This window comes from Maribacter halichondriae (assembly GCF_027474825.1).
Lineage (GTDB): Bacteria > Bacteroidota > Bacteroidia > Flavobacteriales > Flavobacteriaceae > Meishania > Meishania halichondriae.
This window is the reverse complement of sequence record NZ_CP107030.1, coordinates 2,616,079-2,628,319: the sequence shown is the minus strand read 5'-3', so window position 1 is coordinate 2,628,319 and position 12,241 is coordinate 2,616,079. Positions and strand designations below refer to the sequence as shown.

Genomic DNA, 12,241 nt, shown 5'->3' with positions numbered 1-12,241 from the left:
CTTTCAAGATCTATTGTACATTCGTAAAAGCGTCGCCATCGTAGGTCGTATAGTTTATCTTTAAGGCGTTCACCCTTCGCAGTTCTTCTTTAATATCAGATATAAGGCCCATATTGGCATTTTTATCCACTTTAAGGGATATGGTCATGAACTTGTGCAGATGTTTCGGGCCGTTTCGCGATTTCCGCCAACACATAGGGCCCAACATCTTCAACATTGGCATATTTGTCGTTCAATTGAATTTTAGGCTCCTTACCGAATAGCTTTTCATATTTTCCAATCGGTTTTCCAACATGGATATAAATTATACGGTCCTTCTTTTCCATTTTTTTTATTTCACTGGCATTCGGCAAAGTGTTCTCGACTTTCAATGTGGTATCTTTCATAACAGTAACCGACATAAAAAAGAACAGGAGCATAAAGACGATATCAGGCAACGAAGCGGTTGATACGGGTGGGATCCCTCCGTTTGATTTAATTTTAAATTTTATCATAGTACTATGTTTAATTGATTTCAGCTTCGGATATTTTTTGGGAAATAGTTCTTGAATGCTCTTGATCTTTACTTTTAATGTGGCCCTATCTGCCATCGTGGATCGAGAATCTAAATATTGTGATTCCATCTGGGTATACTTCATTCCGTACAGCCGTAACGCTTCTCGATTTCTCAGCGCATTGTAAGCCCCGACCAATTCGTTCTGAACCGTAATATAGGAGGCATAACTAGTTTCTCTATCGGTACTCAATGAAACAATCGCCTTTACAGGATTATCGGAAGATGTACTGCTTCGTTCTCCTTGACAATAATCGCAATAACTCTCCGTATCAGACAAAGCCCCTCCATTATCAAGAAATGCTATGGTGAGTTCACGTAACTCTTTTAAATCAATTTTCTTTTCATCGACCATAATCTCATTATTTTGGTTGACATTAACGAGTAATATATTTCTATCGTGATAAGTCAATGGTGGTGGCGATGTATCAGTTCTTGGGAGCATTCTTTCAATGCCCTGTTCGGTTTCTATGCTGGTCGTGACCAAAAAGAAAATTAATAGTAGAAATGCGATATCGGCCATTGAACCTGCATTTACCCCTGGTGCTCCTTTCCTGTTCTTCATGTTAAAGTGGTTTTGATTATTGAACAATAGATTTTTGCCCACATAAGCAGAAAGTAGAAACATGAAGGTTCGGGGCAATAGAAATTGCTCTAGGAAAGTGAAGTTGTTTACGGATTATAAGGTTGGCATATCCATTAAAAAAACAACAATTTTCATGCCAATTAACCGTGTAGAAATTCAAAAAATAAGAAAGGTCATAGAATGTAGAAAATGAAACCTACACGAAGTGGCTTTACCTCGATCATCTCATTGTCCAGAGCGACACTATCATTAAAAAGACTACTCAAGGCGTAATATATATGGATGTTGAACGTGTTCCATCCCACATTGAACGTCAACCCATATTGAAGCTTTCGAAGATCATTGTTTGAAAAGGAAGTTTTTTCGCCCTCGGAAATGAACTTCGACCTTCCCGAGAAAACATACCCCAATCTAACGCCCGTGTAAATTCGCCAAAACTTGTATTCTTCAGGAGTAGAATTCCTCCATCGGTACTCTATGGGAAGTTCAATCAAATGGTTCTCAATCTTGCTCCTTTTGAAATCGGAATCGTTACCTACGCGAGAATATAAAATATCACCTTGAGATTCAGTAGCCCTGATATTTGAGTAATATGAATTTATAGCATAACCTAGGCCAATACCTATTGCCCTGGTTCTTGTTGAATTAATGGGCAAATCTTTAATAAAACCACCTTGAAGGCCATAGGAGAGACTACGCTGTGTAACGTCACTGGGTTTGTTCAGTATGAAATTGTAGGTAATGCCCAAATAGAACTGATCCTCTAAATATATATCATCGGGCTGCGAAGAATCTTGAGCGATACTTAAGAAAAAGAAACTTATGAAAAACAAAAAGAAGACAATCCTCATGACATCAAAGTTAAGAATTCATACCATAAAAAACGCCCCAAATGAAACACTTGGGGCGTACTTTATGTTTAAAGTAACTAACTTTATTTAAGATTGTTGAAGGCATCGCCCTCATAGGTAGTATAATTCACCTTCAAGGCGTTTACCTTTCTTAACTCTTGTTTAATATCGGATATCAAGCCCATATTAGCATCTTTGTCCACTTTCAGGGAGGTGGTCAAAACGTTCTGGAGTTCTTGAGCTTTTTTTGCTCTTTCCATCAAAATGAAATCACCAACCTCGGAAGGGCTCGCAAACTTATCATTAAGTTGAATCTTCGGCTCGGTACCAAAAGTACTTTGGTATTCGCGGGTAGGTGCCCCAACATAAATGGTGATAACCCTATCCTTTTTCTCCAACTTTTTGATTTCACTAGCATTAGGCAGGGTATTCTGTACCTTTACCGTACTGTCTTTCATGACCGTTACGGTCATGAAAAAAAACAACAACATAAAAACGATATCCGGTAAAGATGCAGTGTTTACGGCTGGCAGGTCCCCACTTTTTTTCTTGGCAAATTTTGACATAATAGTATCTCTTTATAAAAGTCTTTAGTTAGACGTGGACGTTTCCGCTTCCGAAAACTTTTGGGGAAACAAATCTTGGATCTTCTTTACTTTCTCCTTCAACTCATCCTTTACACTGGATGGTGTCTCGGGGTTTAAGTACGTTGCCTCCATAGTGGTAAAGTCTTGGCCATATAAACGCTGTGTTTCCCGGTTACGCAAATCGTTGTATGCACCGACAATTTCATTTTGAACCGTGATATAGGTACTGTATTTAGTTTCTCTATCGTTCTTTAATGAAATAATCGCCTTTGTAGGATTGTCCGATGATTCGGCAATTTTTCTGCCCCTACAATAGGTGCACGTACCATCACCGTTGTTATCCAAGAAATCCATCGCCTTAGCCCTAAGATCTTTGATTTCGATAATATTATCGTCAGCCAATAATTGCCCATTCCTGTTAATCAATACTTGAAAGATGTTCTTCTGTTTGATAATAACATCTGTTTCCGGCGGCTCGATCGGTGGCAACATACGATCCAGACCTGCATCCGTTTCGATGGTAGTCGTTACCAAGAAAAAGATAAGCAATAGGAATGCGATGTCTGCCATAGAACCGGCATTTACTTCTGGTGCTCCTGCTCTTCTAGCCATAATTAATTTTTATTTACTGGTCATTTTTCTAAATCCACCCCACAACATCGCACCAACGGCAATGATTGTTAAGATGAAAAATACATTGAGGCCCATTCCGATTCGTTTGACGGTGGATTCATTAGACATGGCCATATACTCATCGCTCACATCGGTTCCATTGGACAAGACATACGATATGATCACTACAACAGCCAAGCCTCCCACGCCGAAAAGCGTTCTTTTTAGGCCTGCGGGATTCGAAAATATTCCTTTCAGGGCGAATATCAAACTGGCGACTACCGCAATCCCCAAAAGAAGATACGTAATCCAGAACATGGCGTTCATTGCACCACTGGCTGCTGCTTCGTTGGCGGGCATATCGCTATCGGGCAACATGAACCACAGCACAGCTCCGATCAGACCTAGCACTACTAATCCTATTTTAACTATTTTATGCATAATATTTTAAGTATTAGGTCCGAATTATTTTTTATGGTCTACCAACATATCGATCAAGGTAATCGAAGAATCTTCCATATCGTTGACGATACTATCTATTTTGGCAATAATGTAGTTGTAAAAAATCTGTAGGATAATTGCTGTGATCAGACCGAATACCGTGGTCAATAACGCCACTTGGATATCACCTGCAATAAGGGAGGCACTCAAGTTACCTACGGCACTAATCTTTTGGAAGGCCTGTATCATACCGATTACCGTACCCATGAAACCAAGCATCGGGGCAATAGCGATAAACAATGAAAGCCACGAGACGTTCTTCTCCAATTGTCCCATTTGCACACCACCATAGGCTACTACCGCTTTTTCGGCAGACTCAACGCTCTCTCCTGCTCTATCCAATCCTTGATAGTAGATAGAGGCAACTGGGCCTTTTGTGTTTCGGCATACTTCTTTGGCAGCTTCGATTCCACCCGATGCTAAAGCATCTTCGACTTGCTGCTTCAATTTTGTGGTGTTGGTACTGGCCATGTTCAAATAGATGATCCTTTCAATAGCCACTGCCAATCCAAGAATCAAACATAAAAGAACGATACCCATGAAACTGGCACCACCCTGAATGAACATTTCCTTTAAAACTTGTGTAAAACCTTTCTCAGCTTCTGGGGCTGCATCCTGCATCACCATCATCGCTGAAGTCACTTTTGCACTTACCGTATTTGTACCTGCTACAAACAACCCAGCAGTTGCCAGGATAGAGAATAATTTTTTCATTTTTTTCAAACTTAAATTAGTTAGTTAATAAGGTTAAAGATAAAAAAAAATCGCAATAAACAAAGTAAAACTTCGTCGCAGAGAGGAAGGGATTCGAACCCTCGATACACTTTTGGTGTATACACACTTTCCAGGCGTGCGCCTTCGACCACTCGGCCACCTCTCTAAGTTAGCCTTTTAAGGGTTGCCCAAATAACAAAAAAAATTAGTTGAAGAAATTAAAGCTACTATTTTTATGACATTTCTCCTCGTAGGGAAGTTTCAAATATGGTTTTCAACAACTTAGAGGATACTCCACTACCCAGAAGGTACATCAGCTTGGTAATTGCCGCCTCGGTCGTAATATCCTTACCATTAATGATTTGCATTTTTTCAAGACGTTCACTAGTTTCATATTGGCCCATCGAAACACCGCCTCCCGAACACTGGGTTACGTTCACAATATGCAATCCATTTTTTATCGCTCTATCGAGTGCTTGTAAGAACCATTCGTCCGTTGGTGCATTTCCTGCTCCATAAGTTTCTAGAACAACTGCTTTTAGGCCTTCGGTATCCAATATACTTGACAAAAGTGATTTGTTAAGTCCCGGAAAAATCTTCAATACGGCAACATTGTTATCCAGTTTTTTGTGAACACAAAACTTTTTGGTTCTTTTTGAACGGTTCAAATAGGCTTCGTTCACCTTAAGATGTACTCCCGATTCTGCCAAAGCAGGATAGTTTAAAGAAGCAAACGCCTCAAAATGTTCGGCATTGATTTTGGTCGTACGGTTTGCACGATATAATTTATACTCAAAATACAATCCGACTTCTTGAATCACCGGTTTATTATTCTCCCTTAGTGCCGCTATCTGTATCGAGGTAATCAGATTCTCTTTGGCATCGGTGCGCAAGTCTCCTATGGGTAATTGGCTACCCGTAAAAATGACCGGTTTCGATAAGTTTTCAAGCATAAAGCTCATTGCCGAAGCGGTATAGCTCATCGTATCGCTACCATGTAAAACGACAAACCCGTCGTAGCTCTCATAATGTTTTTCGATTATGGTGGCCAACTCTACCCAATACTTCGGGTTCATGTTGGAGGAATCTATGGGTTTCTTAAAAGAGACGCTTTCAATACTACAGTCCAACTGGGCCAGTTCAGGAATATTCTTTAGGAGCTTCTTAAAATTAAAAGGCTTCAACGTTCCTGAATCATAATCTTTGACCATACCTATGGTACCACCGGTATAGATTAAAAGTATGTTTGTTTGATTTCTCATGAATACCTTGTGTTAAATACCAAAGACCTTTTTAGAATTCTCGGTGGTTATGGCCGCCAAATCTGCAATCGGTATTCCATATATATTGGATAGCTTTTCAGCTATATTTACTAAATAGGCGCTCTCATTACGTTTTCCGCGATAGGGTACCGGTGCCAAATAGGGAGCATCGGTCTCTAAGACGATATGTTCCGGGTCAATACGGTCTAGATAGGTATCTATCTTTCCATTCTTAAAGGTCACCACCCCCCCAATACCCAACTTCATATTATAGGATATCGCTTTTTGCGCTTGTTCAAACGTTCCTGTAAAACAATGAAAAATTCCAAACAAGTCTTCTGATTTTTCAGTCTCCAAAACCTCAAAAATCTCATCAAAGGCTTCCCGACAATGGATTACAATAGGAAGTTCGTATTTCTTTGCCAATTGAATTTGAAATTTGAACACCTCTTGCTGTTGCTTCAAGAATTTTTTTATCCCAGTATAAATCTATTCCTATTTCACCTACGGCATAGAACTTATGCGATTCTAGCATGTCGGAAACATGATCCAATTCATCCTTGAAATTTTCCTTGACATGGGTCGGGTGAAGGCCCATCATTAGAAATATATACTCAGGATAAGCTTCCTTCAAATCGAACATCGCCTGCGTATACGTGGAGTCAATGGCTGGTATGAAAAAACGTTCTATTCCCTTTTCGATTGCAGATTGAATTACCTTATCCCGGTCTTCTTCAAAGGCTTCACTATATAGGTGCGTATGCGTATCGGTCAAAATCATAGCGCAAAAATAGAACTATCTTTGTCAAAAAAATTAAATGGCCGGACTGAAAAAATTCCTTCTTAAAAAAAACTACAGTAAAGTGCCATTGGTACTGACCCCAACTAACCATTTCGAGGTGATCGCAACCATTAATGGAATAATAGGTCGATTTATTTTGGATACAGGCGCCTCGAATACCTGCATCGGGTTCGATAAAATAGAACTTTTCAAACTAACCTCGGAAGAATCGGAAATCAAGGCCGCCGGCGCTGGAGCCACCAATATGGAAACCCTAATCGCTTCAAAAAACAAAATCAAGATAGGAACCTGGTCACAGAAAAAATTGAAAATCGTATTGTTCGACCTTGTTCATGTCAATGAAGCGCTTACTTCTCATAATGCCCTTCCGGTAGATGGTATTATCGGTGCGGATGTCCTAAAAAAAGCAAAAGCTGTAATTGATTATGGGAAGAATTGCCTTTATCTTAAAAAGCGAAAATAATTCTCAACAAACGACCTCCAAAGTTTCTGAAACCTTGGAGGTCAATTCAAAAGTCAAACTTGATATAATTCTCGACTGTTCCTTCGACTGCGTTCAGTATGACACGCTCAGGATGACATCTCGAACGGACAAATATTTACATCTCCAAGGCCTTTTTCACATCACCCTCCATCAACAATTCTTCCGGACTTTCCAATGCCTCTTTTACGGCCACCAAGAAACCAACGGATTCCTTACCATCGATAATTCGGTGATCATAAGAAAGGGCTACATACATAATGGGCGCAATGGCAATCGCGCCGTCTTTGGCAATCGGTCGCTCTACAATATTATGCATCCCCAGGATAGCACTTTGAGGAGGATTAATAATCGGCGTGGACAACATAGAGCCGAATACCCCACCGTTTGTAATCGTGAAGGTACCACCCGTCATTTCGTCGACGGTAATCTCGCCTTCCCTTGCACGGATCGCCAAACGTTTCACCTCAGCTTCAATACCCCTAAAAGTAAGATTTTCAGCATTCCTGATAACAGGAACCATAAGCCCCTTTGGTCCGGATACCGCAATGCTAATATCACAAAAATCATAGGAAAGCATCTCTTTGCCGTCTATCATGGAATTCACTGACGGATACATTTGCAATGCCCTAACGACCGCTTTTGTGAAAAACGACATAAAGCCAAGGCTTACCCCATGTTTTTCCTTGAAGTTTTCTTTGTACTTGCTTCGCAGCTCAAAAATGGGAGACATATCGACCTCGTTGAAGGTCGTCAACATGGCCGTTTCGTTTTTGGCGGCTACCAGCCTTTCAGCAACTTTTCGACGGAGCATCGATAGCTTCGAACGGGTTTCTCCCCTATTTCCTCCCGTAGGAGTTCCCATAGAAGGTACTGCATTGACCGCATCGTCTTTTGTGATTCTACCGTCCCTACCTGAACCTTTTACAGTCTTGGCGTCGATCCCTTTTTCATCCAATATCTTTTTTGCTGCGGGTGAGGCTACGCCTGAGGCATATGTTTCTTTGGCCTGTGCAGGTTGTGGTGCTTTTTCGCTATCGGCCTTTTTAGTTCTGCTGGCCTCATCTTTGGCCAAATCTTCTTCTGCATTGCCTCCTGAACCTTCATCGCCCTTGCCCATAGTTGAATCGGAACCTTTACTTGCACCATCAGGTTTTGAGGCACTGGTATCTATTAAACATACCACCGCGCCTACAGCTACCGCATCACCAACCTCCGCTTTTAGGGTGATGGTTCCGCTCTCTTCTGCAGGAAGTTCCAAAGTCGCCTTATCCGAATCGACTTCGGCGATGGCCTGGTCCTTTTCAACATAATCACCATCTTCCACTAACCATTCCGCAATCTCTACTTCGGTTATAGACTCTCCCGGAGAGGGAACTTTCATTTCTAGAATCATACTATATGATTTTTACTGTGTTTTATTTCAATTTATATTCGTTATCAGGTCTTCCTTAACAGGAAGGTAATCCGATTTAATTTCTCCATTGACCATAATCCGGTCAAAATATAATTTGGCACCCGTCGATTGCAACATATCTACATGGTTTTGCAAGCTTAAGTGTAAATGAGGTTCTGTGGAGTTTCCTGAATTACCGCACTGCGCCAAGACCTCACCTTGTAGCACTTCTTGTCCTTCTTCGACAACAATACTTCCCTCCTTTAAATGTGCCAATAAGATGTACTCTCCGTTTTCTGTCTCTAAAACTACGGTATTTCCTGTTAGTTGTTCAGGATTCAATTCGCCCGGAATATTGTCATGCACTCCGGTGATAACATGCGCTACTTTGGCGTTACAGGGAGCAATTACTTCCTTTCCAAAGACCAGATAATTTTCATTCTTTTTGGGGTCCCCTACGTAAGAGGCTCCATCGGCCACCATCAAAATATCATAGGCATATTGCTGATCGGGGTAGTCGACATGATAGTTTTGTTCAACGGTCGTGCCTCCCCAAAAAACAAACCATTCTTCATTGAATGGCAAAATCATCGGCGTAACATTACGTTTTAGAACGGGTATATCGGATGCGTTAACAGGTTTTATGGCAAATCCGTTTATGGTCTGCTGCGGAGTCAGGGAGATGACCACTTCGGCCACTGCCCTTTCAAAATCAGCCCGATAGATGTGTGTGCCGTTGTCTATTCTTGCAAATTGCATTTCTTCAATGTTTCCCATGAGACTGTTCACATTCTGGGCAAAGAAGGCCAAGGTCTGTTCTCTTGGAAGTGCTTTTTGCATATCGACATTAAATGAATCGAATATTGCCCCGTAGTCGCCCATATTATAACGTTGCATAAATGTGGAGGCCGCTTCGGCATAATTTCCCTGTTCCTCTTGAGAAAAAGAGAGATAATTCGTGAATAGTATAAAAAGTATTAAAATCGTTCTCATTTCTTATCCACTTGCTTTGGCTTGGGCCGTGTCATATTATCCTTCGATGCATCGAAAACATAATCGATGACCTGTTGATGCCTCATTTTGGAGCGCACCGCACTTCCTGCCGCCGGAGAAGCATAGAATCTTCGTGAAGCCACCCTGAAGGTATGGGCATCGCTAAAGTGCATCATTAAATGGCTCCATGCCCCCATGTTTCTTGGCTCTTCTTGGGCCCAGACCAAATCAGCCGCATCCTTGTACTTGGCGATGATTCTTTTCATTTGTTCACTCGGCAACGGAAACAATTGTTCGACACGCACTAAAGCGACATCTTCACGGTTATGTTCTTCTTTCGCCGCCAGAAGGTCATAATAGAACTTACCCGTACAGAAGACCAACGTCTTTACTTTTTTCACATCGGCGGTCGAATCGTCGATTACTTCCTGAAAACCACCATTTGCCAATTCATCGACCGAAGAAACGGCCTTTGGATGGCGCAATAAACTTTTGGGCGTAAAAATAATAAGCGGCTTTCTGAAATTAACCTTCATCTGCCGACGCAATATATGGAACATCTGTGCCGGTGAAGTAACGTCTGCGACATACATATTGTCTCTGGCACAGAGCTGTAGATATCTTTCCATTCGTGCGGAGGAATGCTCTGCGCCCTGACCTTCGTAACCATGGGGCAGCAACATGACCAAGCCGTTTTGAAGTTTCCATTTATCTTCGGCCGCAGAGATATATTGATCGATCATGATTTGGGCACCGTTGCTGAAATCACCGAACTGGGCCTCCCAAATCGTCAAGGTGTTGGGACTCGCCATGGCGTAGCCATAGTCAAAACCGACAACACCATATTCCGATAATAAAGAATTATAGATTTGAAATTGACCCTGTTTTTCGGAAAGGTTGTTCAACAACATGATTTCCTCTTCACTCTCCTCCACTTTCATTACGGCATGGCGATGTGAAAATGTACCGCGTTCTACATCCTGACCAGACATTCGAACATCGAATCCTTCTTGTAGCAGGGTACCGTATGCCAATAATTCGCCCATGGCCCAATCGAGATGATCGCTCTCGAAGAACATATTCTTGCGATCATTGACCAGCTTCTCAACCTTTCTCAAGAACTTTTTATCCGTAGGAAGTTCCGTTATTACCTTGGCGATCTCGGTGAGTTTCTTTTTGTCAAATGTGGTATCTACCGCATCCATCATCTCCCATTCGCGTACGTTTACAAAACCTTTCCATTCATCGGCCATGAAAGGCGTAATGATGGTCTTGTCCTCCTTTCGGGAATCTTGGAGTTCGGTTTCCAAAGACGCTTTGTATTCTTCTTCCAGTTGCTTGACATAGCCCTCTGCGATAACCCCTTCACGGATTAATCGTTCCGCATAAATATCCCTTGGATTTTTATGCTTAGCGATTGCCTTATATAATTTAGGTTGGGTAAAACGCGGTTCATCACCTTCGTTATGACCATATTTTCGATATCCCAAGAGGTCTATGAAAACATCCCTTTTAAATTTCATTCGATACTCCAATGCGAACAACGAAGCATGAACTACGGCCTCGGCATCATCAGCATTGACATGCAAAACCGGACTTAGGGTCACTTTGCCCACATCCGTACAATAGGTAGATGTTCTGGCATCGAGATAGTTTGTAGTAAAACCAATTTGATTGTTTACCACGATATGAATCGTTCCACCAGTTTTATACCCATCAAGATTTGCCATCTGTACGACCTCATAGACCAAGCCCTGACCTGCTATTGCGGCATCACCATGCACTACAATCGGTAAGACTTTAGAGAAATCATCAGCAAAATGGGCATCTTGTTTTGCTCTAGTGATTCCTTCGACCACCGCTCCAACGGTCTCCAAGTGCGAAGGGTTGGGCGCAATATTCATTTTAATCTTGTTTCCGTTTTCGGCCTTTCTCTCCGATGTCCAGCCCAAATGGTATTTTACATCACCGTCAAAAATTTCTTCTTCATAGTCCTTTCCATCAAATTCGCTGAAAATATCTTTGGCAGCCTTTCCGAAAATATTGGTCAGCACGTTCAAACGGCCTCGGTGGGCCATACCCATTACAAATTGTTCAACACCTAGACCCGCAGCTCGCTCTACCACCGCATCCAATGCCGGAATCAATGATTCATTACCTTCCAACGAAAAACGTTTTTGACCGACATATTTGGTATGTAAAAAACCTTCAAAGGAAACGGCCTCGTTCAATTTTCTTAGAATATGTTTCTTACGCTTTTCGTCATACTGAGGATGGTTGTCATTAACATTCAACCAATTCTGTATCCACTCGATACGCTCTGGACTTCGGATGTACATATATTCGACGCCTATGGCATCGCAATAAATTCTTTGCAAATGGTCAACAATTTCGCGAAGCGTAGCGCTACCGATACCCAAAATCTCGCCTGCGTTGAACGAAGTGTCAAGGTCGCTTTCTGAAAGACCAAAATTCTCAAGGTCCAGTGTTGGGGTGTATTTACGTCTTTCCCGGACCGGATTCGTTTTAGTGAACAAATGCCCTCTACTGCGATAGCCATCGATCAATCGAATGACCTGAAATTCTTTCTGCAACGACTGGGGCATATCCAAAGGTTGGCCGTTGTTGATCGCCGATGCCGTGGTAAGGGTCTGTACATCCAATTCGTCCAACGAACTCTTAACGCCAAAATCAAAACCTTGGAAAAAAGCCCTCCAACTTGGTTCAACGCTATCGGGATGTTGTAAATATTTATCGTAGAGCGCTGCAAAAAAGGAGGTATGCGCAGTGTTCAAAAAGGAAAATTTATCCATAAAAAGGTTTCTCTATCCTACCAACAAAATAAACTCAAAAATACAACATTTACATTTTCTGGCTGTATCTTAGTAAGCAATATTGAAAAA

10 protein-coding genes, 1 tRNA gene and 3 pseudogenes are annotated in these 12,241 nt (G+C 41.6%); 1 reads left to right on the top strand and 13 read right to left on the bottom strand.

The genetic code is table 11. The features are described from left to right. Nucleotides 1–10: 10 nt before the first annotated feature. The 10 genes and pseudogenes from N8A86_RS12040 to N8A86_RS11995 all read right to left on the bottom strand — a co-directional run bounded on the left by N8A86_RS12040 (nucleotide 11) and on the right by N8A86_RS11995 (nucleotide 6,447). A pseudogene (locus N8A86_RS12040) lies at nucleotides 11–494 on the bottom strand (ExbD/TolR family protein). A gap of 198 nt (nucleotides 495–692) precedes the next feature. Then, nucleotides 693–1,118: pseudogene (locus tag N8A86_RS12035) on the bottom strand (ExbD/TolR family protein); the annotation flags it as partial. A gap of 194 nt (nucleotides 1,119–1,312) precedes the next feature. Next, a complete protein-coding gene (locus N8A86_RS12030; RefSeq protein ID WP_273565612.1) occupies nucleotides 1,313–1,990 on the bottom strand; it encodes a porin family protein in 678 nt (225 codons plus the stop codon). Nucleotides 1,991–2,073: 83 nt separating this feature from the next. Beyond that, on the bottom strand, nucleotides 2,074–2,556 hold the full coding sequence (locus tag N8A86_RS12025; protein ID WP_273565611.1) for an ExbD/TolR family protein: 483 nt from the start codon (nucleotides 2,554–2,556) through the stop codon (nucleotides 2,074–2,076). A gap of 24 nt (nucleotides 2,557–2,580) precedes the next feature. Then, nucleotides 2,581–3,189, bottom strand: coding sequence for an ExbD/TolR family protein (locus tag N8A86_RS12020; protein ID WP_273565610.1), 609 nt, complete (start codon nucleotides 3,187–3,189; stop codon nucleotides 2,581–2,583). A 9-nt stretch (nucleotides 3,190–3,198) separates the two neighbouring features. Further along, nucleotides 3,199–3,630 (bottom strand): hypothetical protein, encoded by a 432-nt coding sequence (locus N8A86_RS12015; RefSeq protein WP_273565609.1) that lies wholly within the window; start codon nucleotides 3,628–3,630, stop codon nucleotides 3,199–3,201. Between the two features lie 24 nt (nucleotides 3,631–3,654). Continuing rightward, nucleotides 3,655–4,404: a MotA/TolQ/ExbB proton channel family protein gene (locus N8A86_RS12010; protein WP_273565608.1), complete on the bottom strand. Its 750-nt coding sequence runs from the start codon at nucleotides 4,402–4,404 to the stop codon at nucleotides 3,655–3,657. 78 nt (nucleotides 4,405–4,482) lie between these two features. After that, nucleotides 4,483–4,570, bottom strand: a tRNA-Ser gene (locus N8A86_RS12005). A 67-nt stretch (nucleotides 4,571–4,637) separates the two neighbouring features. Continuing rightward, nucleotides 4,638–5,666, bottom strand: a complete 1,029-nt coding sequence (locus N8A86_RS12000; RefSeq protein WP_273565607.1) for an asparaginase — start codon at nucleotides 5,664–5,666, stop codon at nucleotides 4,638–4,640. Between the two features lie 12 nt (nucleotides 5,667–5,678). After that, nucleotides 5,679–6,447, bottom strand: a pseudogene (locus tag N8A86_RS11995) (TatD family hydrolase). Between the two features lie 37 nt (nucleotides 6,448–6,484). Here N8A86_RS11995 and N8A86_RS11990 point away from each other — a divergent pair. Further along, on the top strand, nucleotides 6,485–6,931 hold the full coding sequence (locus tag N8A86_RS11990; protein ID WP_273565606.1) for a retropepsin-like aspartic protease family protein: 447 nt from the start codon (nucleotides 6,485–6,487) through the stop codon (nucleotides 6,929–6,931). A gap of 136 nt (nucleotides 6,932–7,067) precedes the next feature. Here N8A86_RS11990 and odhB read toward each other — a convergent pair whose 3' ends face one another. Genes odhB through N8A86_RS11975 form a run of 3 tightly spaced genes read right to left on the bottom strand, consistent with a single transcriptional unit; the run spans nucleotide 7,068 to nucleotide 12,151 of the window. Next, complete coding sequence (odhB, locus tag N8A86_RS11985) at nucleotides 7,068–8,345, bottom strand: 2-oxoglutarate dehydrogenase complex dihydrolipoyllysine-residue succinyltransferase (RefSeq protein WP_273565605.1); 1,278 nt, start codon at nucleotides 8,343–8,345, stop codon at nucleotides 7,068–7,070. 27 nt (nucleotides 8,346–8,372) lie between these two features. Then, nucleotides 8,373–9,338 carry a peptidoglycan DD-metalloendopeptidase family protein gene (locus N8A86_RS11980; RefSeq protein WP_273565604.1) on the bottom strand — a complete coding sequence of 322 codons (966 nt, stop codon included), beginning with the start codon at nucleotides 9,336–9,338 and terminating at the stop codon, nucleotides 8,373–8,375. Continuing rightward, the gene (locus N8A86_RS11975; RefSeq protein WP_273565603.1) at nucleotides 9,335–12,151 is read right to left on the bottom strand and encodes a 2-oxoglutarate dehydrogenase E1 component; all 2,817 of its coding nucleotides are present in this window, start codon (nucleotides 12,149–12,151) and stop codon (nucleotides 9,335–9,337) included. The genes N8A86_RS11980 and N8A86_RS11975 overlap by 4 nt, the downstream gene beginning before the upstream one ends. Nucleotides 12,152–12,241: the final 90 nt, after the last annotated feature.

Bases quoted from the DNA above. Each gene is read 5' to 3' on its own strand.
- N8A86_RS12030 (WP_273565612.1), bottom strand. From the start codon at position 1,990: ATGAGGATTGTCTTCTTTTTGTTTTTCATAAGTTTCTTTTTCTTAAGT.
- N8A86_RS12025 (WP_273565611.1), bottom strand. From the start codon at position 2,556: ATGTCAAAATTTGCCAAGAAAAAAAGTGGGGACCTGCCAGCCGTAAAC.
- N8A86_RS12020 (WP_273565610.1), bottom strand. From the start codon at position 3,189: ATGGCTAGAAGAGCAGGAGCACCAGAAGTAAATGCCGGTTCTATGGCA.
- N8A86_RS12015 (WP_273565609.1), bottom strand. From the start codon at position 3,630: ATGCATAAAATAGTTAAAATAGGATTAGTAGTGCTAGGTCTGATCGGA.
- N8A86_RS12010 (WP_273565608.1), bottom strand. From the start codon at position 4,404: ATGAAAAAATTATTCTCTATCCTGGCAACTGCTGGGTTGTTTGTAGCA.
- N8A86_RS12000 (WP_273565607.1), bottom strand. From the start codon at position 5,666: ATGAGAAATCAAACAAACATACTTTTAATCTATACCGGTGGTACCATA.
- N8A86_RS11990 (WP_273565606.1), top strand. From the start codon at position 6,485: ATGGCCGGACTGAAAAAATTCCTTCTTAAAAAAAACTACAGTAAAGTG.
- odhB (WP_273565605.1), bottom strand. From the start codon at position 8,345: ATGATTCTAGAAATGAAAGTTCCCTCTCCGGGAGAGTCTATAACCGAA.
- N8A86_RS11980 (WP_273565604.1), bottom strand. From the start codon at position 9,338: ATGAGAACGATTTTAATACTTTTTATACTATTCACGAATTATCTCTCT.
- N8A86_RS11975 (WP_273565603.1), bottom strand. From the start codon at position 12,151: ATGGATAAATTTTCCTTTTTGAACACTGCGCATACCTCCTTTTTTGCA.